This window comes from Kitasatospora sp. NPDC085895 (genome assembly GCF_040702125.1).
In the GTDB taxonomy this organism is placed as follows: Bacteria; Actinomycetota; Actinomycetes; order Streptomycetales; family Streptomycetaceae; genus Kitasatospora; species Kitasatospora arboriphila.
Window position 1 is genome coordinate 1 of record NZ_JBFBJY010000094.1, and the last position, 21030, is coordinate 21030.

The following is a 21030-nucleotide window of genomic DNA, read 5'->3' on the forward strand; positions in this document are numbered from 1 at the left end:
CGACCACGAAGCCGCAGCTCAGCGCCCGGTTACCACCGGTATCCACCCCCAGCCGACCCCCATTTCACGGGCCCGACCACCACCACCCGCCCCCCCGATGTGACCCGCACCACCGCAAACCGTCCGTGAACCGGACCACATCGTCGGCAGCGCGTGAGGGGCCGCGAACACCGTGCGCACGCCGGACCCCCGTCCCGGCCCCCTGCGGATGGCGTGGGTCACACCGTGCACGGACGGTACTGCCGCGGCCTCGCTCGGCAACCGTTCGCACAGGTCAGGGGGACGATCGGAGCCACTGCTCCCGGGTCAGGGCGTACTCCACGTCCCCGTGCTCGGCGCCCTCGACGTACTCCGGCCACTCCTCGAAGAAGGTCCGGACGTGGCGCAGCCCCGCCTTCTCCAGCACCCGGCGGGAGGCGGTGTTGACGGTCATCGTGGTGGCCACCACCCGGTCGGCGCCGAGTTCGGCGAAGGCCAGCCGGACGAGCTCCCGCGCGCCCTCGGTGGCGAGTCCGCGCCCCCACACGGCGGGCCGCAGCCGGTAGCCGAGCTCCGTGCCGCCGTCCAGGCCCGGGCTGCTCGCCGGAGCCAGGGCGAACCAGCCCAGGAACTCCCCCGAGCCGCGAGCCACCGCGGCGAAGCGCCCCTCCCCCGGCGGGAGCTCCGCATAGCCGCGGAGCAGCGCCGGGAGCGTCTCGCGCTCGACCACCGGACGCGGCACCGGCCGCCCGTCGTCGATCCGCCGCATCACCTCGGGGTCGCCGTGCAGGGCGGCGAGGTCGTCGAGGTCGTCCGCGGTGAAGCGGCGGAGCAGCATGCGGGCGGTGGTGGCACGGATCGACACGGCGCGATTCGACCACCGGCACGGGCCGCCGGGCAACCGGATTCGGAACCGCCCGGCACCCGCTCAGCCCGGCAGCCGCTCAGCCCGGCAACTGCTCAGCCCGGCAACTGCTCAGGCCGGGCCGGTGGCGGCCGGCCGGCCGGGCGCCGCGGCGGCGACCGGGAGCAGCAGGGCGGTGATGTTGTCCTGTCCGCCGGCGGCCAGGGCGTGGTCGACCAGCGCCCGCGCCCCGGCGAGCAGCGGCCGGCCGGCGGGTGCGGTCCCGTGCCGGGCGCCGCGGTCGACGACCGTCCGGAGGGCTCCCGGGTCCGGCAGGTGGCGCCAGAGTCCGTCGGTACAGAGCAGCAGGCGGCCGGGCACGGCCGGCCGGTAGCTGCGGATCCGCGGCGCGGGCTCGCCGGCGTCCGCGCCCAGCCAGGCCGCGAGGACGTCGAGTTCGCCGGTGTCGTCCTCGGTGAGGGCCGTCCCCGGCCCCTCGTCGGGGAGCCAGTAGACGCGGCTGTCGCCGACCCAGGCGCTCCAGATGCCCTCCGGTCCTGCGATGCCGGCGGCGTAGGTGCAGGCGGGTGCCGCGCCCGGGGAGGCGGCGAGGGCGGTCACCGCCCGGCCGGCCCGGAGAGCGGACTCGGCGAGGGCGGTCTCCGGCAGGACGCCTTCGGCCAACCGTGCGGCCAGGGCCGCTACACCGACCTCCGCGGCGAGTTTGGCGGCACGCTCGCCCCGGGGAGCCATGGAGACGCCGTCGCAGACCACTCCGACGGTCCACGGCCCGGCGGCGGCGAGGGCCATGGCGTCCGCGTTCACCCCGCGGTGCCGGCCGCGGTCGCTCACGCCCGCGGCCCCGCCCACCGCCCCGATCTCCACGTGCGCCCGGAAGCCGGGCCGGTCGGCCCCGCAGTCCCAGCACCGCCCGTCGGGGGCGACGGTGCCCCCGCATTCGGGGCACGCACTGTCGTCGATGTCGTCGATCCCGTTGTCGGTCATTCGGCGGACCATCCTGCCAGACACCCCCGCCGATGATCCATCAGGAAGACTCCTCCACCGGACGGTTCCGCCGCCGAACCGGTCGGCGGCCCACGGATCAGCGGGCCGGACGGACGTTCTCGTGGGCGAGCAGGTGCTGTTTGGCGGGCAGGCCGCCGGCGTAGCCGGTCAGCGAGCCGTCGGCGCCGATCACGCGGTGGCAGGGCCGGACGATCAGCAGCGGGTTGGCCCCGATCGCGGCGCCGACCGCCCGTACGGCGCCCGGCGACCCGGCGGCCGCGGCAACGGCGGTGTACGTGGTGGTGGCGCCGTACGGGACGGCGTCCAGGGCGCCCCAGACCCGGCGCTGGAAGTCGGTGCCGCGCGTGGTGCACTCCACGGCGAAGGCGGTCGACTCCCCCGCGAAGTACGCCCGCAGCTGCTCGGCCACCACGCGGAAAGCCGCGTCGTCCTGCCGCCAGCCGTCCTGGACGACGGCGCCGCGCTTCTGCCCCGGCAGCGAGACCGAGGCGAGCGCGGTACCGCCCGGCGCGGTCGCGGACTCCTCGCCGACCAGCAGCAGGGGGCCGACCGGGCTGTCGACGGTCGTGTACAGGGTCATGCTGGTGTGTCCTTTCCGCTGGTCCAGACGGTACCGCGCCCCGGGGCGCGGGCCCGCCGGTCTCCACTGTGCCGCCTGCACCCGGCGGTCGGCTGGCGGATTTCGGACACGGCGTTTGCCCCGGGGGCGGCACCACCCGGAGCCGCCCCCGGCCGCCGGAGATGCACGTCTCGGCGGCCGGGTCTGTACTCCGGCGGGGCGCCCGCCCGCGCGGCGGACGGGGGACGGGGACATCACCACCCGGGCGGGGCACCCTGCCTGCGAGCCGTCTCACCCCTCCGCCGCCCGGCAAACCCCCGTCGCGGAGTCCGGGACGGGTTCGGTCCGGGACGGTTAGTCCAGCACGGGCAGCAGCACCGGCAGGTGGCCGTCCGAGGCGAGTGCGGCGGCGCGGCGCTCCGCGGGGACCTCGCCGTAGGTGGTGGTGCGCTGCCGGGCCGGGCGGCCGGCGGCCTCGGCGATCGCCTCCAGGTCGCGGACGGACTTGTAGCTGCCCCACGAGGAGCCGGCCATCCGGGAGATGGTCTCCTCCATCAGCGTGCCGCCGAGGTCGTTCGCGCCGGAGCGCAGCATCTCGGCGGCGCCGTCGGCGCCCAGCTTCACCCAGGAGGTCTGGATGTTGGGGATGTGCGGGTGCAGCAGCAGCCGTGCCATCGCGGTGACCGCCCGGTTGTCGCGGGCGGTCGGGCCGGGCCGGGCGACGCCGGCGAGGTAGACCGGCGCGTTGGTGTGCACGAACGGCAGGGTGACGAACTCGGTGAACCCTCCGGTGCGCTGCTGGAGTTCGGCGAGCAGCCGGAGGTGGCCGAGCCAGTGCCGGGGGGTGTCGACGTGCCCGTACATCATGGTGGAGGAGGAACGGAGGCCGAGCTCGTGGGCGGTGGTGACGACCTCGATCCAGGCGGAGGCGGGCAGTTTGCCCTTGGTGAGCACCCAGCGGACCTCGTCGTCGAGGATCTCGGCGGCCGTGCCGGGGATGCTGTCGAGGCCGGACTCCTTGGCCCGCTGCAGCCAGTCGCGGATCGACAGGCCGGTGCGGGTCGCGCCGTTGACGACCTCCATCGGCGAGAAGGCGTGCACGTGGATGCCGGGCACCCGCTCCTTCACCGCCCGGGCGATGTCGAAGTAGGCGGTGCCGGGCAGGTCGGGGTGGATGCCGCCCTGCATGCAGACCTCGGTCGCGCCGACCTCCCAGGCCTGGGCGGCCCGTTCGGCGACCTGCTCCAGCGAGAGGGTGTAGGCGTCGGCGTCGGTGCGGCGCTGTGCGAAGGCGCAGAACCGGCAGCCGGTGTAGCAGACGTTGGTGAAGTTGATGTTCCGGGTGACGCAGTAGGTGACGGTGTCGCCGACGGTGTCGCGGCGCACCGCGTCGGCGATCGAGCAGAGCGCGTCCAGGGCGGGGCCGTCGGCGCCGAACAGGGCGAGGGCCTGGTCGTCCGTCAGCCGGGTCGGGTCGGCGGCGGCGACGCCGAGCGCCTCCCGCACGTCGGCGGGCAGCCGTTCCGGGGCGCCGCCCGCCGCTGCCCCGACGCCCGCACCCGACCCCGCGCCCGACCCGGTGCCCGCGGCGACCTGCTCGCGCAGCACCTGCCAGTCGCCGTACACCTCGTCGAAGTCGGCGCGGCGGTCGCCGGTGCGGCCCACGGTGTCGATCTCGTGGTGGAGTTCGGTGCGGCCGGAGCCGGTCTGCGGCTCCTCGGGCTCCTGCCAGGGCAGGCCGACGGGCCGGGCGTCCTCGCGGGCGAGGCCGGTGTCCGGGTCGGCGAGCGCGGTGACGTGCGGCAGGATCCGCGGGTCGAGCCAGGGTTCGCCGCGCTGCACGTACTCGGGGTACACGGTGAGCCGCTCGCGGAGGGTGAAGCCTGCGGCGGCGGTGCGGGCGGCGAGGTCGTCGATGTGCGGCCAGGGCCGCTCGGGGTTGACGTGGTCGGGCGTCAGCGGGGAGACGCCGCCCCAGTCGTCGATGCCGGCGCCGATCAGCAGGGCGAACTCGCCGTCCACCAGGTTCGGCGGTGCCTGCAGGCGGACGGACGGGCCGAGCACCAGCCGGGCGGTGGCGACCGCGGCGGCGAGCTCCTCGAGTTCGGCGTCCGGCATGCCGCGCATCGCGGTGTCGGGCTTGGCGCGGAAGTTCTGCACGATGACCTCCTGCACGCCCCGGTAGGCGCGGGAGACCCGGCGGATCGCGAACAGCGACTCGGCGCGCTCCCGGTACGACTCGCCGATGCCGATCAGGATTCCGGTGGTGAACGGCACCGAGGAGCGTCCGGCGTCCTCCAGCACCCGCAGCCGGACGCGCGGCTCCTTGTCCGGGGAGCCGTGGTGCGGCCCGGACGGGTCGGACCAGAGCCGTTCGGCGGTGGTCTCCAGCATCATGCCCATGGAGGGGGCGACCGGCTTGAGCCGCTGGAAGTCCGTCCAGGAGAGCACGCCGGGGTTGAGGTGGGGCAGCAGCCCGGTCTCCTCCAGGACGCGGACGGACATCGCCCGCACGTAGGCGAGGGTGTCGTCGTAGCCGTGCGCGTCCAGCCACGCGCGGGCCTCGGGCCAGCGGTCCTCGGGCCGGTCGCCGAGGGTGAACAGGGCCTCCTTGCAGCCCGTGGCGGCGCCGCGGCGGGCGATGTCCAGCACCTCGTCGGGCGAGAGGAACATGCCTTCGCCGGCCCGGCGCAGCTTGCCCGGCACGGTGACGAAGGTGCAGTAGTGGCAGCGGTCCCGGCAGAGCCGGGTGAGCGGGATGAAGACCTTCTTCGAGTAGGTGATCACCCCGGGGCGGCCGGCCTCGCCGAGTCCGGCGTCGCGGACGCGGGCGGCGGACGCGCACAGGTCGGTGAGGTCGGCGCCGCGGGCCTGCAGCAGCACCTCGGCCTCGCCCGTGTCCAGCGCGACGCCGTCGCGGGCCCGGCGGAGCGCTCTGCGCATCGCGGACGCGGTGGGGGCGGCGGGCGGCACGGGGACCGGGGCGGGGGTCTGCTCGGGCTCGGAGGCGTTCATGCGCCGACGATATCGGCCCCGGTCGGCGGCGTGAGCCGCGGTGCGGGCCACACGCCGGGAGGTGCCGGTCACACCTCGGGCAGTGTCTGCTCAGTCCAGATGGTCTTGCCGAAGGGGGTGTGGCGGGTGCCCCAGCCCTGGGTGAGCTGGGCGACGAGCAGCAGGCCGCGGCCGCCCTCGTCGAAGGTGCGGGCCCGGCGCAGGTGCGGGGCGGTGCTGCTGGTGTCGGAGACCTCGCAGATCAGGCTGGTGTCGTGGATCAGCCGGAGCTCGATCGGCGGCCGGCCGTAGCGGATCGCGTTGGTGACGAGCTCGCTGACGACCAGTTCGGTGACGAAGGCGTACTCGTCGAGGCCCCAGACGGCGAGCTGTTCGGCGGCGAGCTTGCGGGCGTGCGAGACGACGGCGGGGTCGGGCGGCACGTCCCAGGCGGCGACCTGGGAGGTGTCGAGGGCGCGGGTGCGGGCGAGCAGCAGGGCGATGTCGTCCTCGGGGGCCTCGGGCAGCAGCAGCCGGAGGATCTCGTCGCAGGTCTCCTCCAGGGAGATGCCGCCGGCGGCGAGGGCGCGGGCGAGGCGTTCGATGCCGTGGTCGACGTCGTGGTCGACGGCTTCGACCAGGCCGTCGGTGAACAGTGCGAGCACGCTGCCCTCGGGCAGGTCGAGTTCGGCGGACTCGAAGGGCAGGCCGCCGAGGCCGAGCGGCGGTCCGGCGGGCAGTTCGGGGAACTCGACGCGGCCGTCGGGGCGCACCACGGCGGGCCCGGGGTGTCCGGCCCGGGCGAGGGTGCAGCGGCGGGAGACGGGGTCGTACACGGCGTACAGGCAGGTGGCGCCGATGTCGGCGGCCTCCCGCCCGTCCTCGTCGGCGGTGCGCGGGTCGGCCTCCCGGTCGAGGCGCAGCACCAGGTCGTCGAGGTGGGTGAGGAGTTCGTCCGGCGGCACGTCGACGTCGGCGAGGGTGCGGACGGCGGTGCGCAGCCGGCCCATGGTGGCGGTGGCCTGGATGCCGTGGCCGACGACGTCGCCGACGACGAGTGCGACGCGGGCGCCGGAGAGCGGGATGACGTCGAACCAGTCACCGCCGACGCCCGCCTGCGGGCCGGCCGGGAGGTAGCGGGAGGCGATCTCGACGGCGGCCTGGCGGGGGGCGCGGTGCGGCATCATGCTGCGCTGCAGGGCGAGGGCGGTGTTCCGTTCGAAGGTGTAGCGGCGGGCGTTGTCGATGCTGAGGGCGGCGCGGGCGGTGAGTTCCTCGGCGAGCAGGACGTCGTCGGCGTCGAAGTCCTCCTCGGTGCGGTGCCGGGCGAACAGCGTGATGCCGAGGGTGGTGCCGCGGGCGAGCAGCGGGGCGACGATCAGCGAGTGGGTGCCGGACTCGGCGATGCGCTGGGCGCGGACGGGGTCGACGGTGAGCCAGCGGCGGACGTCGGGGTCGTCGACGCGGTGCCGGGAGGGGCGGCCGGTGGCGAGGGCGCGGGTCATCGGGGAGTCGGCGGGCAGGTGGTCGGTCTGGCCGGGCGGGACGGCGGACTCGGGACAGCCGATGAGGACGGACTGTTCGGCGGCGCGGCGGAAGACGGCGGGCCCGCCGGTGGGCCGGGTGGCGGCCTCGGTGCCGAGGAAGACGCTGTCGAGGAGGTCGACGCTGGTGAAGTCGGCGAAGTCCTCGGTGGCGACGTCGGCGAGTTCCTGGGCGGTGCGGGTGACGTCGAGGGTGGTGCCGATCCGCAGGCCGGCGGCGTTGACCATGGCGAGCCGGCGGCGGGCCCGGTACTCGTCGGTGGTGTCGAGTCCGCCGACGGCGACGCCGCGGACGCCGCCGTCGGGGCCCTTGAGCGGGTAGAGGACGGTCGTCCAGGCGTGCGCGCCGGCCTCGCCGGGGGTGCGGAAGAGGTGGTCGGCGCGGACGGTCTCGCCGCCGGCGAGCACCCGGTTCATCAGGGCGGCGAGCCGGGCGTGCGGCAGTCCGGCCCAGCGGTCGGCGGTCTCCGCCATGAGCAGGCCGACGGGTTCGCCGCCCTCGCCCATCATCCGCAGCACCTCGTCGTTGGCGCCGACCAGGCGGGTCTCCCGGTCGTACACGCCGACGGCGATCGGCAGCTGGCTGAAAGCCCATTCGCGCAGTTCCCGGTGGCCGGTGGTGGCGGGGTCGGCGGCGGCGTCCGGGTCGGGGGCGACGGCGGGTTCGGCGGTGACCGTCCAGGCGGTGCCGGTGTCGGTGTGCAGCGGGGTGGCGTGCAGGTCGGCGGTGACGGGGCGGCCGTCCCGGTGGAGCAGGGCGAGCCGGCCGTGCCACTCGGTGCCGCGGGCGAGTGCGCGCAGCGCCGCGGCGGGCGGCGGGGCGGCGAGCAGGTCTCCGGCGGGGAGGCCGAGGGCCTGTTCGGGGCGGTGGCCGAGCAGGCGTCGGGCGCCGGGGCTCCAGGCGGCCAGCAGGCCGTCGGGGCCGACGACGGCCGCAGCGCTCCCCGGCGGGGAGCCGCGATCACTCTCCGCTGAGCCGCCTGTCTCGTCCATCGGTGCTCTTCTCGCCGTCGCCGGGGCCGCCGGCCTCGCCCGTGCGGGGCCCGGGCCCGCGCGTGCACCCTCCAGCATGGCCCGCGGGCGGGGCGGGCTCAAACGGTGCCGGGTGCCGGCGCGGCGGGGCGGCTACTCGTTGACGAGCACGGGCAGTGACAGGACGGCGGCGGCGGGGGTGCCGGTGAGGTGGTCCGCGCCGACGGTGAGGTCGATGCCCTCGCGGCCGGCGTGCGGGCCGTCGTGCCGGCCGGAGGCCTCCTCCTCTTCCTGGTAGTGGAAGGCGCCGGTGCCGACCAGGGCGCCCTTGGCGTCGTAGAAGGCCGCGCGGAGTTCGAGGGCGAGGACGTCGCTGACGTCGGAGGTGATGGTGAGGTGGCCGGTGACGGCCCGGCCGCCGTCCAGCCGCAGGCCGGTGAGGCGGACGCGGTCGGTGAACGGGCCGTCCTCGACGCGGACCTCGCCGGGGGCGGGCGGTGTGGCGAGGACGGCGGCGGGCGCGGCGGCCTGCTTGGGCGCGGGCAGCACGACGGAGGGCACCGGGGCCGGCTGCGGGGCGGCCGCGGGGGCGGCGGAGCAGCCGGCGAGCAGGCCGAGGGCGAGGGCGGCCAGGGCGGGGCGGGCGAGGGCGCCGAGGCGGGGGTGCATGGGGCTCCTGGGTGTGGGCGGGGCCGGGAGGGTCGTGCCTCCCGGCCCGGTTCCGGCGAAGGGTGGTTCGGCAGGTCAGTGCCGCGGGGCCTTCCGGAAGAGCGCGCTGTACATCTTCCCGTACAGCGAGGTGTTGTCCTGGCTGGCGGCGAAGCGGTCGCCACCCGGGCCGTAGGCGAAGATCGGCACGTCGGCGCCGGTGTGGTTGCCGGACAGGTAGGTCAGCCAGAGGCTGGCGTCGGCGGTGCCGTCCTTGACGCCGGCCGGGTCGTCGGGGGTGCGGAAGGTCGCCGGGGCGAAGTTCTTCGGGTCGCCGGCGCCCGCGCCGTTGACGATGCCGCTGGAGCGGGCCGGATCCTTGGCGCCGCTGGTGGGACGGCTGGGCAGACTGTTGTTGGCGGTGTTGCCGGGGTCGGTGTTGGCCGGCGGGGCGGCCGCCTCGGCGTTGGTGTAGGAGCCCCTCTCGATGATGTTGAAGCCGGCGCACTCGTGGTCGGCGGTGACGATCACGAGGGTGTGGCCGTCCTTCTTGGCGAAGTCCACGGCGGCGGCGACCGCGTCGTCGAAGGCCTTCACCTCGCCGAGGGTCTGGGCGGCGTCGTTGGCGTGCGAGCGCTTGTCGATCTGGGCGCCCTCGACCTGCAGGAAGAAGCCCTTGTGGTTGTTCTTGCCGAGCAGCGAGACGGCCTTGTTCGTCATCTCGGCGAGGGTGGGCTCCTGGCGCTGCGGGGCGTCGGCGGGCAGCCCGGCCTTGGCCTGCTCGACCGTCAGGTTGCCGCGGTTGAACAGGCCGACGACCTTGCGGCCCTTGGCGGCGGCGAGGTCGGTCCTGGTGGCGGCCTTCTGGGTGGCGGCGGTCTGCGCGGGCAGCGCCGGGTCGCCGAAGCTGCCGAGCACCTGGTAGCCCTGGGCCTGGAGGGCCTTCTGGTCGTCCGGCTCGAAGCGGGCGAGGCCGCCGCCGAGGACGACGTCGGCGGTGCCGTTGCGGGCGATCTGCTCGGCGATCGGGGTGATCAGGGTGCGGTCCGCCGGGGCGGACTCGTAGGTGCCGTCGGCCTTCTTCGGCAGGCAGGCCGCGTCGGAGTAGACCGGGCCCTGGCAGCCGCGCAGCAGGGCGTGGCTGAACTGGGCGGCCGGGGTGGCGTCGGTGATCTCCGCGGTGGAGACGTTGCCGGTGGCGAAGCCGGCCGCGTGGGCCTGCTCCATCAGGGTGGCGACCTTCTTCTCGTAGGCGTCCACGCCGATCGCCGCATTGTAGGTCTTCACACCGGAGGACCAGGCGGTGGCGGAGCTGGCGGAGTCGGTGACCAGGGCGGGCCGGGTGCTGTCCTTCTCGACGGCGTGGGTCGCCACGGCGCCGGTGAAGGGCAGCTTCTCCATGTTCAGGCGGCCGGCGGCGCCGTAGTAGCGCTCGCGGCCGGCGGTGACGTGCGTGCGGCCCATGCCGTCGCCGAGCAGGTAGATGACGTTGCGGATGTCCGCGCGGTGCTCGTTCCGCTCGGCCGGCTCGGAGTGGGCGGTGACCGCCGCACCGCCGACCAGGCTGCCCGAGAGTGCCAGCACGGTGGCGGCCTTCAAGGCCTTGCGCTGCATCAGGGTGTCTCCTCGACACATCGGCGCGCCCGGCAGGTCGGTGCCGCGGCGCGCACCCGGGAACGACCCCGGGCGGTGTGAAGATAGGAGCACGAAGTGAACCGCGTCCGCAGTGGACGTGACGTACGGTCGAACACCTGACGCGCGGTCAAGGTCGCTCCGGCCGCCACCGGGCAGCGGCCGAGCGCCATGGCGCGGGTGGGCCGCGACACCTCGGGGAAGGCCCCGCACGGCGACGGCGGCGTCCGGCGCCCCCCGCCCGGTTCCACCCGGCACCCCCGGGCCGTACGGCTCCGGGCAGAGCCCGCCCCCATGCTGCCCGGACGGGGCCGCCGCCGCCCGTACGGCGCGGCCGTCCGGGAAGCGTCGTCACACGGACGGGCCGAGCCGGATGCGCCGGCCGGGGCGGCCACGGAGGGTGAGGGAGCGGTCCGACGCCGCCGGAAGGAGAGTGCGATGAGCGCAACGGACGTCCCGGCCGACGAGGGCGGCCGGCCGGTCACCGGGGCGCCGACCGCGCAGCGGGCGGTGGCGGCGCCGCGGATGACCTGGCTGACGCCGGCCCTGACGACGACCGGTTCGGTGGCGGGCCTGCGGGCCGCGCCCACCATGGCGGTGTACGGCCTGGCCCGCGCGTTCCTCTGCATCGTCCCGGCGATCGTCCTCCTGCTGCCGACGGCGCCGGTCTCCGCCGAGACCGTCACCACCTGACCCGGCCGGCCGTGCCGCCCTCCGCGGCGGCGCGGCCCGCCCGCGCCCCGGGAGCCGCCATGTCCGACCCCGCCGACGACCTCGCCGGGCGGATCTCCGCCCTGATGCCCCGCGCCCTGGCCGACCTCGCCGAGCTGGTCGCGATCCCCTCGGTCGCCGACCCCCGCCAGTACCCGCCGGAGCACTGCCGGCGGGCCGCCGAGTGGGTCGCCGCCGCGTTCACCGACGCGGGCCTGCACGACGTGCACCTCGCCGAGACGCCCGACGGCAGCCACGCCGTGATCGGCCACCGCCCGCCGCCGCTCGGCGCCCCGACCGTGCTGCTGTACTGCCACTACGACGTGCAGCCGCCGCTGGACGACGCCGCCTGGACCTCGCCGCCCTTCGAGCTGACCGAGCGCGACGGCCGGCTGTACGGGCGCGGCGCCGCCGACTGCAAGGGCAACGTCGTCATGCACCTCACCGCGCTGCGGGCGCTCGGCGAGGACGTCCCGGTCGGCATCAAGTTCGTCGCCGAGGGCTCCGAGGAGCAGGGCACCGGCGGCCTGGAGGCGTACGTGCGGCAGCACACCGACGAGCTGCACGCCGACGCCCTGCTGATCTGCGACACCGGCAACGCCGAGGTCGGGGTGCCCACCGCCACCACCAGCCTGCGCGGCCTCGCCAACGTGGTCGTCACCGTGCGGACGCTGGCCGGCGACCTGCACTCCGGCATGTTCGGCGGGCCCGCCCCGGACGCGCTCGCCGCGCTGATCCGCATCCTCGACTCGCTGCGCGACACCTACGGCGGCACCCGGATCGAGGGCCTGGACGGCAACGGGACCTGGCCGGGCGTCGGCTACGACGAGCAGCAGTTCCGCCGCGACGCCGGGGTGCTGGAGGGTGTCGCGCTGACCGGCTCCGGCACGGTCGCCGACCGGCTGTGGGCCCGGCCCGCGGTCACCGTCCTCGGCATCGACTGCCCGCCGGTGGTCGGCTCGGCCGCCGCGGTGCCCGCCACCGCCCGCGCCCGGGTGAGCCTGCGGGTGCCGCCCGGCACCGACCCGCAGGCGGCCCGCGACGCGCTCGCCGCCCACCTCACCGACGCCGCGCCCTGGGGCGCCGCGGTCGAGGTCGGGACCGAGGGCACCGGCTCGCCGTTCCGCGCCGCCACGAACGGCCGGGCGTACGCGGCACTCGACCGGGCGATGCGGCGGGCCTACGGCAAGCCGATCTCCTTCCTCGGCCAGGGCGGCTCCGTCCCGCTGTGCAACGTGCTCGCCGACACCTACCGGGAGGCGGAGATCGTCCTGATGGGCGTCGAGGAGCCGCGCTGCCTCATCCATGCGCCGAACGAGAGCGTCGATCCGTCCGAGATCGAGCGCATGGCCCTTGTCGAGGCCCTGTTCCTGCGGTACTACGCAGACCGTTCCTGACCGACCCTCCGGAGAGGCCACCGCCATGCCCGCACCGTTCACCACCGAGGACTTCACCCGCCGGATGGCGCTGGCGGTCGAGACCGCCGCCCTGGCCGGACTCTCCGGACTGGTCGTCACCCCCGGCCCCGACCTCGTCTACCTGACGGGCTACCGGCCGACCGCCCTGACCGAGCGGCTGACCGCACTGCTGCTCACCCCCGACACCGAACCCGTGCTGGTGGTGCCGCGGCTGGAACGGCCGGACGCCGAGGCCGCCCCCGGCGCCGCCGCCGTCCGGTTCACCGACTGGACGGACGGCACCGACCCCTACCGCGAGGCGGTCGCGCCCGTCCTGGACCCGGCCGGGTGCTACGGCATCTCCGACTCGGCCTGGGCGCTGCACCTGCTGGCCCTCCAGGAGGCGCTGCCGGACAGCCGGTACGCCTCGCTGACGCAGGCGCTGCCGATGCTGCGGGCCGTCAAGGACCCGGACGAGCTGGAGCGGCTCGCCGCGGCCGGCGGCGCCGCGGACGCCACCTACCGGCGGATCCTGGAGGTGCCGTTCGCCGGCCGCACCGAGAACGAGGTCGCCGCCGACCTCGCCGCGCTGCTGCTCGAGTACGGGCACAGCCAGGTCGACTTCACCGTCGTCGGCTCCGGCCCGAACGGCGCCAACCCGCACCACGAGGCCGACGACCGGGTGATCCGGGAGGGCGACACCGTCGTCCTCGACTTCGGCGGCCTCAAGGACGGCTACGGCTCCGACACCACCCGCACGGTGCACGTCGGGGAGGACGCGCCGGACGAGGTCACGGAGGTCCACGAGGTGGTGCGGCTCGCCCAGCAGGCTGCCTTCGAGGCCGTCCGGCCGGGTGTGGAGTGCCAGGAGATCGACCGGGTCGCCCGGGCCGTCATCACCGAGGCCGGGTACGGCGAGTACTTCATCCACCGCACCGGCCACGGCATCGGACTCACCACGCACGAGCCGCCGTACATGGTCGAGGGCGAGAAGCAGCAGCTGGTGCCGGGCATGTGCTTCTCCATCGAGCCGGGCATCTACCTCCCCGGCCGGTTCGGCGTCCGCATCGAGGACATCGTCACCGTCACCCCGCACGGCGGCCGCCGCTTCAACAACACCCCGCACGACCTGGGCACCGTCGCCTGACGGCCCGGCTCCGGGACGCCTCACGGGGGCGCGTCCTCGGAGGTCGTCGACGCCCCACAGGGGCGCCCGTACGTCCCCGTGACCTCAGGCCTCAGGCCTGAGCTTGACTCTGTCGGGGATCTTGGTCGCTGCGGTGTCAGCTGACGGCACGCCAGGAACGCAGGCGAGGGATGTTCTGCTGGTCGAGGTAGTCCTGGAAAGCTGTCAGCGGTCGTGGAGGCACGCTCTCGCTGGGAGGCTGCCGGCTGAGGCGTTCGATGTTGACGGCGATCGCGGTGAGGACGTGCTGCAGGTGGGCCTTCGCCTGCCCGCGGTAGCGGCAGCGGCGCATGCCGTGGCCGTGGGCGAACTCGCAGATGGTGCCCTCAATGCCGGAGCGGACCGCGTAGCGCTTGTGCCAGGCCGGATCCTGCGTGAGCGTTCCCGCAGTCGAGCAGCACGTCGGGCCGTGGACCGTAGACGACGTCCTGCCCTGCCCGAGGACACCCACCGCCGGGTCGAACTCCCCGGAGGAGCCCTCCTACTGAGCCCCCCACCCCGATGTTCCCCACCAGCGCGCCGGCGGCCAGTGGCCGGCGCTCCAGGTCGACCCGGCCGACGGCCACGACGAAGACGTCGCCTTCTACTCCGAGCACGAGTGCGACTGCGAGCACTGCTTCCACGGCGGCTGACGACCCGGCACGAGCCTCACCTGGTGATCAACGATCCTCCCGCGTCCGGTTGGCAGCTGGATCGTTGATCGCCCTGTAGACGGTCTATGGCCTGCCGGGTGCGGTCAGCGATCGCTACGCAAGCAACGATCGATAGGAGCAGCGCATGAGCGACACCACCATGGCGGCGGCCTGGTTGCCGCTGTTGGAAGACCTGGGCGAGACGTTCAACGGCTGCCTGGTTAAAGACGTGGTCGACTCGTCCAGCATGCGTCCGGAAGCTACGGCCTGGCTCGCGGCCGAGGCTGTGGCCAGTACCGATCACCTGGCCAAGGCTTTGACCTCCTCCTGGGCCCTCCACACCCCCGAGCAGGTGGGAGCCGTCGCTGCGGCCCTGATCTCTATCGAGCATCACGTCGCTCGGGCGAAGAACCACCTCCTCGACGTGCTCGACGCCATGGAAGACCGCGGTGACATCGCCGAACTGGACCGGGCGTACGACGATCTGGACGCGCCTCCGGCCATCGCCGCAGAGCTGTTCAAGCTGGAGCCGTCCCCGCGGACGGCCGACCTGCTGTTCACCAAGCTGTCCGCGGTACCGATGCAACGCCCGATGCCCGAGACGTTCGCCGAAGCGCTGCACCAGGTCGCCGAGCTGCTTGCCGACCTCGTGGTTCCGGGCAGCGCAATCGAGATCTACGAGGAAGCCGATCATCCTGAGCATCAGGGCTTCCTACAGCTCTGTTACGGCGGCAAGCTCCGGCGGCTGTGCTTCTACGACGAGGAATGGTTCCTCGACAGCTACCCGGACGAGCCCGTCGTCAACGTCTCGGTAGGGCGCTTTCCTCTGCTCGCTTCACACCCCCTCAAGCTGGCCGAAGCGACCCGCGCCGTTCTGGCAGAACAGGCGCCGTAGGCACCCCGCCTCACAACAACCTCACCTGGCAAGGAGCCGCAGTGCACGCAAACCTGGACATCGGAGGGTGGCCGATCGACAACATCCGGCTGCGCTGCGGGGACTTCAACGAGGACTGGTCCCCGGAGCGTGAGCACCTGCCGGGCTGGGGCGCCCTGATCGAAGTGCCGGCTGTCCTGGAGCTCCTGGACCGCGTGGCGGCCGGCGAACTGAGCGCCACCCGCGCCCGCTGGCTTCTCGCCCGCATCGGCGAGGAGACCATCCGCTATCAGCACCCGCACGGCTGCGGCGTCACCGACTGCACCGGCGGCTGGCGCTGCCGAGGCGAATTCGAAGACCACCGGCAGCGGGAAGTCATGCGCCGCGAGCGTGTCGATGCCGAACTCGCCGTTGAACCTCCGGCCCCCACGGCCGTTCATCCCTGTACGCCTTGCGTCGACTGCTCGGCGTGTTCCTGCTACGACGGCGCGCCCAGCCTGTGCCAGAACTGCAGGCTGATCCGCAGCGCCCGCGCCGGCGCCCGGCGGGACGTGGACCGGTGGAACGCCGACCTCGCCGGCGGCCGCGCCTATGCCCGCACGGAGCGCCGCCTGCACCGTTGGGACTGCCCCACCCTCGGGAACGTCGACGACCGCCTCGCCCAGTTCGAGGCACTCCTTGAGGCCACCGGCGGCCGCGCCAGCTGGGCTGCCCTGCCCGAGCTCCACAGCGCCGACGAACTGCGACGCCGCGGCGTTCAAACCCAGCGCTGCGCGATCTGCGGGCCGGACCCGCTGTAGAAGCACGGGAGCTCCGCGTGCTGCACGTAGGCCACCCGTCAGTGCCTGGCCGGATCAGCGGCCGCTACGACGGTCACCGTCGACCGCTGACCCGGCTGCGTCGGCCGACTTGCGCGCGCAGTCACCCCTTACCTGGCCTACGGCCGGCCTGTTCGTCTCCTGCTGTTGGTGCGGCCGGCTCCGAAGCTGTCGGACTGTACATGACATGTCGTCAACGAACCAGGGCGTTCACTCGATCCGCATAACCGAAATAAATAATTCCGAGGCTGAATTAAAAATGCTCAGGTGAAGCTCAAATCTTCGATCGATCGTTTGAGTTGATCTTAAATTCCAGACATTGTTTGACCGTGCCCGCACAAGAGTGGGGGCAGGTTAAGAACGATGGAGGACAACGCATGCGGAATGCAATTCGCCGGATAGTCGGCGTCTCGGCCGGCGTGGCGGCTCTCGCGGCCCTGGGTGCGCCGGCCGCACTGGCGGCGCAGCCCGCCTCCGGTGACCACGCCGCCCCGGCGAGCGCCGCACATTCCGCAGCCCACCGGCTCACGGTGGACCGGCGGATCCCGGCGGTGGTCCCGCCCAAGGGCGGCGCGGCCCAGGCGGCGCCCTCGGTCATGGCCGACGACCCCTACACGGTTGCCAAGAACCCCAGCTACCAGGGCGAGACCTGCGGCACGAACACCATCGACCAGGCCACCGGCTGGGGCCCCATGACGCTGACCCTCACTCAGAGCCGCGCCATCGCCACCACCTGGAACGCCAGCCTGTCGATCTCGCCGTGGAAGGTCGGCGCCACCGTCGGCTTCAGCGTCACCGACACCGTCACCAAGACGGAGGCCGGCGCCTACACCGTCCCCGCGGGCAAGTACGGTTACATCAAGGCATTCCCGCTCTACGACTACTACACCTTCGAGGTGTGGAACACCCAGGTCAACAAGCAGGTCGGCTGGGGCGAGGTCAGGCACCCGGCCGGCTTCTGCTACGACCACTCCGCCTAGGAGCCAGACCAGAGTATGCGCAACCGATCGAAGACATCAGCGGGTGCGGCGGCCGTTCTGGCCGCCGCGCTTGCGGCCTGCACTCCCGCAAGCCCTCCGCCTCCTGACGCTCCGAAGGGTGCGTGGGCCCTCGAGCAACTTGCCCCCGCGCCTGTCGCCCCGGAGGTCCAGGCGGCTGTCGACGCGCCACCTGCCACTGGACACGCCAAGATCATCGGCCTCGCCGGCCTGCCCAACGCCCGCATCGTCCTCGCAGTCCGGGCCGGCCGCTGCGAAGCCCTGCTGCTGCCGACCACGGCCCCCGCAGACGCCACCGCACCGACCGGCCTCGGCGCCCCCCGGCCAACCGGAGAAATATCCCTGCCGGCCGACCGGAAAGAATTCCCCGCAAAAATAATCGACAGCCCCTACAGCCGGGCTTCCGGAATCGCCACCCCCTATTTCGACTACTTGTCGCTCGGCTGCTCCGAGAACGCCATGGGCGTCAGAGTGGAAGGCATCCAGACTACGACTGCCGCATCCACCGTCGGAGACTCCGTCCAGACCTGGCGCGACGGGCAGTACCTCTACGTCACGGCCGGACGGGCGACCAGACCGTCCCCGTGAGGCAGCGGGCCAGGGTGTGTCCGCAATACCCGGACTGCAGTCCCGGCCGGTGGCCCCCGCCCTACACGCTGGGAGCAGGGACCGAGCTGCGCGCGGGGCCGCCGCCAGCACGCGCACCGAGACGACCATGCCTGTACTTCAACTCGGGCGGCGGGCCTGGCTTCGCGGCCCTGGCGGCGGCCCGGTGCCGCGGGTCTGCCGGAGTCCGCTTCCCGTCCGATGCCTGTGCCGGGCAGGTCGGCGCTTGTCCCGGAACCGTTCGCGCCGCGGGTCATCCCGGCTGGACTGCGGGGTACTCGGGAGAGGCGCTATGGCCGTACAGGCCGGGAACGGGTCCCGAACGTGATGCTTCTCCGGGCCGCCACCGCGGTCGTCGGCATGGCCCGGGGATCGAACGGGTATGTCAAAGGTCGGACCCGGCCGGCACTCCCCCACGGAACACGCAGCCGGGCCCAGGCGAGGGACCAGGGCCCCCCCCCCCCACGGAGGCAGAGGCGGCCTTCGTCTTGCCCATCACCGCTACGCAAGGCACATGACAAGCCTACCCAGCGCTACCGTCTCGCCGGCCGGGGCGTTCAGCGTCACACCTCATGCCGTGTTCCGGCCCAAGCAGGCCGGTCGGCCCGGTGAGGGCATCCGGCCGCGGCCGGCGCCCGGTGTGAGTGCAACGCCACACGGGCCGCAGGTGCCAGGAGCAGCCCGCCCGGCCAGGGTGTCGAGGCACGCCTGTGGAGCCTCCGCCCGGGCCCTGGAGCGTAGGGCAGTGCGAGGCCGGGGTGTGGAACTCACCAAATCCCTCGGGGCTCGGCTGGTCCCTCCGACTCCCCATGACCCGCCGCGCCGCCGCCGCTCACCTGGGTTCGGGGGCGCCCGGGTGTAGAAGTGAACGCGACCTGTTCCGCGCTGACGCCCGACTGGAGTTCCCGCATGAAGGCTCTCGTAGCCCGCGAGTACACGACACTTGACGGGGTCATCGTCACCGACCTCCCGAAGCCCGTCGCCGGTCCCGGTGAGGTGCTGCTCAAGGTGGAAGCCGCCGCCCTCAATCCGCTGGACCTTGCGTTGATCACGGGTGCGATGAAGGACTTCTTCCCCGTCGAGCACCCCCTCGTCGTAGGGATGGACGCTGCGGGCACCGTCGCCGAAATCGGTCAGGGGGTGACGGCCTACGCGCCGGGGGACCCGGTGCTCGCCTTCACCGGTCAGGCCGGGGCTGTCGCCGAGTACACCGTGGTCGCGGTGGGTCCGCACCTCGCCAAGCGGCCCGCCGGCCTTGCCGCACAGCGCGCCGCGGCCATCCCCGAGTCCGGGATGACGGCCACGTGCCTGCTGCGGGCGGTCGGCCTCACAGCGGGCGAGAGCGTGCTGGTGGTCGGTGCGACGGGAGGTATCGGCCTGTACGCGGTACAGCTCGCCGCCTCGCTCGGCGCCAAGGTGATCGCCACAGCGATCCCCGAGGACGCGGACTACGTGCGCGGGCTCGGCGCACACGGCACCGTCGACTACAAGACGGGCGATGTGGCGGAGCAGACGCTACGCCAGGTTCCGGACGGTGTGGACGTGGTGGTCGACCTGATCAATCGCGGTGACGCACTGTCCAGCACGGCCCGGGCGGTCCGCGACGGGGGCCGGCTGGTCTCCCCCCTCTTCGGGCCGCAGGACCTGGGCCGGGGAGTCACCGGCGTCTACATCGGCAGCTTCACCGCCGAGCCCGGCGACCTGGAGAACCTAGCCGCCCGCGCGGCCGACGGGCGGCTGCGGGTGGAGACCGGCGCCACCTACCCGTTCGCCGACGCCCCGCAGGCGGTGTCCGACTTCGCAGGCAAGCATATCCGGGGCAAGGTCGTCATTACCGTCCCGTAACGACGCTTTACTGGTGGGCGCGCGTATTCAACTGTCGCGGGTTCCCCGAGGAACTCGGCTCAATGGTGACTGGTTGTGATCGCCAGCGGAATATCGGGGGGGCCGGGCAGGCGGGCCTCGTCGGCATTGAGCTGGAGGGTGCCACCCTTGAGCCGGTGCGCGCCCGGGATCACCGGGCACCGCGAGAACGTGGGAGATCGAGCCGGGGAGCTGGATCTTCCCAAGGGCAGGGTTGGCTCCGCCTGCCTCAAGTAGTGTGACTTCGCATGATCGAATCCGAGATTGAGATCAGCGAAGATCTGGTCCGTGATCTGCTGCGGGATCAGGATCCGGACCTGGCCGAGCTGCCCATCCGTGAGGTGGCGGGCGGTTGGGGCAACCAGATGTGGCGCCTCGGGGACGAGTTAGCCGTCCGGATGCAGCGGATGGACACCTGCCCCGATTTTCAGCTCAAGGAGCGGCGCTGGCTGCCGGTGCTGGCCTCGCGGCTGCCGCTTCCGATCCCGACTCCGGTGCGGAGCGGTGCACCGTCCGAGCGCTTCCCCAAGATCTGGACCGTCATGACATGGGTGGAAGGCACACCGCTGGACCACGGCTCGATCACCTGCGGGGACCACGCGGCCGACATGCTGGCGGCCTTCCTCAAGGCGCTGCATGTGGAGGCGCCCGCCGACGCGCCGGACGCCTCGGACCGCGGCGGCCATCCCAAGGAGTACACGGACGGCTTCGAGCACTTCCTGCGGGCCATGGACCTGGGCGGCTTCGCCGAGGACGACATCCGGGCTGTGTGGGAGGACGCGGTTGCGGCTCCCGAGTGGGAGGGCCCGCGGGTGTGGGCGCACGGTGACCTGCATCCCGCGAACGTCGTCGTCGCGGACGGCACACTGGCGGGCGTCGTCGACTTCGGCGCGCTCTTCGCCGGCGACCCGGCGTGGGACCTCGCGGCCGCCTGGGTGCTGCTCCCCGCAGGCTGCGCCGCACGGTTCTTCAACAGCTACGCACAGGCGGATGAGGGGGCGATCCGACGGGCGCGCGGGCTGGCCGCGATGAAGAGCCTCTTCCTGATGCTGATGGGCCAGAACGGGGACCGCGGCCTGCCCGGCGGCAAGCCGAACTGGGGGCCTGCAGGCCGGTCGGCACTTGATCGTGTCTTGAAGGGCCTTTGATCGGGAACGGTACTGGTGAGCTCGCGTTTTCAACGAGGAACCCAGCCCAATGGCGACCGGTTGTGGTCGCCAGCGGCGTACCGGCTCCAGGTCCCGCCGGTCTCCCTGAGGAGGCGACTGGTGGTCTTGTCGTGGTAGCCGAGGGCGTCCGCAACGACGGGGGCGGGCAGTTCGAGGAGTTGCTGTCGGATGGCGGCGCCGCGGGCGGCCGCGGGCGCGATGCCGATCTCGCCCAGGAGTGCGGAGAGGTGGTCGGGGCGGGCTGGCTGGCCGGCTCGGCGGCCGGGGAAGAGCCAGCGGGATGCCTGGTTGGTGGCGGTGTTCATGTTGCCGCGGTCCGCGATGTACGCCAGCAGCAGGGCTGCTACCGGTGCGGGGACGGGCGAGGCGGGCTCCCCGAGCCGCAGAAGCGTGGCCTCTCCGCCGTGGAGCACGTCGTCGATTGTCAACTGGACGATCCGGGTGAGGGGTTGGGCGTAGAGGAGGACGATGACCCCGGCGACGCGGAGGCGCATCGGTGCGTCTGTGTCGGTCAGCAGTCGGCCGAGTGCGGCCAGGCGTTCGTCCTCGCTCAGGGCGGGTCGTCGGGAGATCCTCTG

Annotated in this window: 18 protein-coding genes; 9 read left to right on the forward strand and 9 right to left on the reverse strand. The window is 73.5% G+C overall.

All coding sequences use genetic code 11. The features are described from left to right. Positions 1 to 274: 274 nt before the first annotated feature. From AB0442_RS35935 to AB0442_RS35965, 7 genes are all read right to left on the reverse strand, one after another. The gene (locus AB0442_RS35935) at positions 275 to 817 is read right to left on the reverse strand and encodes a GNAT family N-acetyltransferase (protein ID WP_366167776.1); all 543 of its coding nucleotides are present in this window, start codon (positions 815 to 817) and stop codon (positions 275 to 277) included. Positions 818 to 955: 138 nt separating this feature from the next. Further along, positions 956 to 1828, reverse strand: coding sequence for a protein phosphatase 2C domain-containing protein (locus AB0442_RS35940; protein WP_366167756.1), 873 nt, complete (start codon positions 1826 to 1828; stop codon positions 956 to 958). Between the two features lie 97 nt (positions 1829 to 1925). Continuing rightward, positions 1926 to 2429 carry a methylated-DNA--[protein]-cysteine S-methyltransferase gene (locus AB0442_RS35945; protein WP_366167757.1) on the reverse strand — a complete coding sequence of 168 codons (504 nt, stop codon included), beginning with the start codon at positions 2427 to 2429 and terminating at the stop codon, positions 1926 to 1928. Between the two features lie 333 nt (positions 2430 to 2762). Continuing rightward, positions 2763 to 5423 (reverse strand): bifunctional FO biosynthesis protein CofGH, encoded by a 2661-nt coding sequence (locus tag AB0442_RS35950; RefSeq protein ID WP_366167758.1) that lies wholly within the window; start codon positions 5421 to 5423, stop codon positions 2763 to 2765. Positions 5424 to 5491: 68 nt separating this feature from the next. Further along, on the reverse strand, positions 5492 to 7939 hold the full coding sequence (locus AB0442_RS35955; RefSeq protein ID WP_366167759.1) for a SpoIIE family protein phosphatase: 2448 nt from the start codon (positions 7937 to 7939) through the stop codon (positions 5492 to 5494). A 132-nt stretch (positions 7940 to 8071) separates the two neighbouring features. Further along, positions 8072 to 8587: a hypothetical protein gene (locus AB0442_RS35960; protein ID WP_366167760.1), complete on the reverse strand. Its 516-nt coding sequence runs from the start codon at positions 8585 to 8587 to the stop codon at positions 8072 to 8074. Between the two features lie 75 nt (positions 8588 to 8662). After that, positions 8663 to 10180, reverse strand: coding sequence for an alkaline phosphatase (locus AB0442_RS35965; protein WP_366167761.1), 1518 nt, complete (start codon positions 10178 to 10180; stop codon positions 8663 to 8665). Positions 10181 to 10636: 456 nt separating this feature from the next. On the opposite strand from AB0442_RS35965, the gene AB0442_RS35970 reads away from it, so the two are divergent. The 3 genes from AB0442_RS35970 to AB0442_RS35980 are packed head-to-tail and all read left to right on the forward strand — an operon-like array spanning position 10637 to position 13453. Next, complete coding sequence (locus AB0442_RS35970) at positions 10637 to 10891, forward strand: hypothetical protein (protein WP_366167762.1); 255 nt, start codon at positions 10637 to 10639, stop codon at positions 10889 to 10891. Between the two features lie 59 nt (positions 10892 to 10950). Then, positions 10951 to 12306, forward strand: coding sequence for a dipeptidase (locus tag AB0442_RS35975; RefSeq protein WP_366167763.1), 1356 nt, complete (start codon positions 10951 to 10953; stop codon positions 12304 to 12306). 25 nt (positions 12307 to 12331) lie between these two features. After that, the gene (locus tag AB0442_RS35980) at positions 12332 to 13453 is read left to right on the forward strand and encodes an aminopeptidase P family protein (protein ID WP_366167764.1); all 1122 of its coding nucleotides are present in this window, start codon (positions 12332 to 12334) and stop codon (positions 13451 to 13453) included. A gap of 136 nt (positions 13454 to 13589) precedes the next feature. On the opposite strand, the gene AB0442_RS35985 is transcribed toward AB0442_RS35980, so the two are convergent. Next, complete coding sequence (locus AB0442_RS35985) at positions 13590 to 13823, reverse strand: transposase (protein WP_366167777.1); 234 nt, start codon at positions 13821 to 13823, stop codon at positions 13590 to 13592. Positions 13824 to 14269: 446 nt separating this feature from the next. Between AB0442_RS35985 and AB0442_RS35990 the strand changes: the two genes are divergently transcribed. The 6 genes from AB0442_RS35990 (at position 14270) to AB0442_RS36015 (ending at position 20431) form a co-directional block, all read left to right on the forward strand. Next, positions 14270 to 15019, forward strand: a complete 750-nt coding sequence (locus AB0442_RS35990; protein ID WP_366167765.1) for a hypothetical protein — start codon at positions 14270 to 14272, stop codon at positions 15017 to 15019. A 41-nt stretch (positions 15020 to 15060) separates the two neighbouring features. Further along, on the forward strand, positions 15061 to 15798 hold the full coding sequence (locus AB0442_RS35995) for a hypothetical protein (protein WP_366167766.1): 738 nt from the start codon (positions 15061 to 15063) through the stop codon (positions 15796 to 15798). A 395-nt stretch (positions 15799 to 16193) separates the two neighbouring features. Further along, positions 16194 to 16796, forward strand: coding sequence for a hypothetical protein (locus AB0442_RS36000; RefSeq protein ID WP_366167767.1), 603 nt, complete (start codon positions 16194 to 16196; stop codon positions 16794 to 16796). A gap of 15 nt (positions 16797 to 16811) precedes the next feature. Beyond that, entirely contained in the window at positions 16812 to 17402 is a 591-nt protein-coding gene (locus AB0442_RS36005) for a hypothetical protein (protein ID WP_366167768.1), read from the forward strand. Between the two features lie 882 nt (positions 17403 to 18284). After that, entirely contained in the window at positions 18285 to 19265 is a 981-nt protein-coding gene (locus tag AB0442_RS36010; protein WP_366167769.1) for an NADP-dependent oxidoreductase, read from the forward strand. A 266-nt stretch (positions 19266 to 19531) separates the two neighbouring features. Continuing rightward, positions 19532 to 20431 carry an aminoglycoside phosphotransferase family protein gene (locus tag AB0442_RS36015; protein ID WP_366167770.1) on the forward strand — a complete coding sequence of 300 codons (900 nt, stop codon included), beginning with the start codon at positions 19532 to 19534 and terminating at the stop codon, positions 20429 to 20431. Positions 20432 to 20460: 29 nt separating this feature from the next. On the opposite strand, the gene AB0442_RS36020 is transcribed toward AB0442_RS36015, so the two are convergent. Then, on the reverse strand, positions 20461 to 20946 hold the full coding sequence (locus AB0442_RS36020) for a hypothetical protein (RefSeq protein ID WP_366167771.1): 486 nt from the start codon (positions 20944 to 20946) through the stop codon (positions 20461 to 20463). Positions 20947 to 21030: the final 84 nt, after the last annotated feature.

Bases quoted from the DNA above. Each gene is read 5' to 3' on its own strand.
- AB0442_RS35935 (WP_366167776.1), bottom strand. From the start codon at position 817: ATGCTGCTCCGCCGCTTCACCGCGGACGACCTCGACGACCTCGCCGCC.
- AB0442_RS35950 (WP_366167758.1), bottom strand. From the start codon at position 5,423: ATGAACGCCTCCGAGCCCGAGCAGACCCCCGCCCCGGTCCCCGTGCCG.
- AB0442_RS36015 (WP_366167770.1), top strand. From the start codon at position 19,532: ATGATCGAATCCGAGATTGAGATCAGCGAAGATCTGGTCCGTGATCTG.
- AB0442_RS35965 (WP_366167761.1), bottom strand. From the start codon at position 10,180: ATGCAGCGCAAGGCCTTGAAGGCCGCCACCGTGCTGGCACTCTCGGGC.
- AB0442_RS35975 (WP_366167763.1), top strand. From the start codon at position 10,951: ATGTCCGACCCCGCCGACGACCTCGCCGGGCGGATCTCCGCCCTGATG.
- AB0442_RS35990 (WP_366167765.1), top strand. From the start codon at position 14,270: ATGAGCGACACCACCATGGCGGCGGCCTGGTTGCCGCTGTTGGAAGAC.
- AB0442_RS36005 (WP_366167768.1), top strand. From the start codon at position 16,812: ATGCGCAACCGATCGAAGACATCAGCGGGTGCGGCGGCCGTTCTGGCC.
- AB0442_RS35940 (WP_366167756.1), bottom strand. From the start codon at position 1,828: ATGACCGACAACGGGATCGACGACATCGACGACAGTGCGTGCCCCGAA.
- AB0442_RS36000 (WP_366167767.1), top strand. From the start codon at position 16,194: ATGCGGAATGCAATTCGCCGGATAGTCGGCGTCTCGGCCGGCGTGGCG.
- AB0442_RS35945 (WP_366167757.1), bottom strand. From the start codon at position 2,429: ATGACCCTGTACACGACCGTCGACAGCCCGGTCGGCCCCCTGCTGCTG.
- AB0442_RS35960 (WP_366167760.1), bottom strand. From the start codon at position 8,587: ATGCACCCCCGCCTCGGCGCCCTCGCCCGCCCCGCCCTGGCCGCCCTC.
- AB0442_RS35980 (WP_366167764.1), top strand. From the start codon at position 12,332: ATGCCCGCACCGTTCACCACCGAGGACTTCACCCGCCGGATGGCGCTG.
- AB0442_RS35970 (WP_366167762.1), top strand. From the start codon at position 10,637: ATGAGCGCAACGGACGTCCCGGCCGACGAGGGCGGCCGGCCGGTCACC.
- AB0442_RS36020 (WP_366167771.1), bottom strand. From the start codon at position 20,946: ATGCGCCTCCGCGTCGCCGGGGTCATCGTCCTCCTCTACGCCCAACCC.
- AB0442_RS35955 (WP_366167759.1), bottom strand. From the start codon at position 7,939: ATGGACGAGACAGGCGGCTCAGCGGAGAGTGATCGCGGCTCCCCGCCG.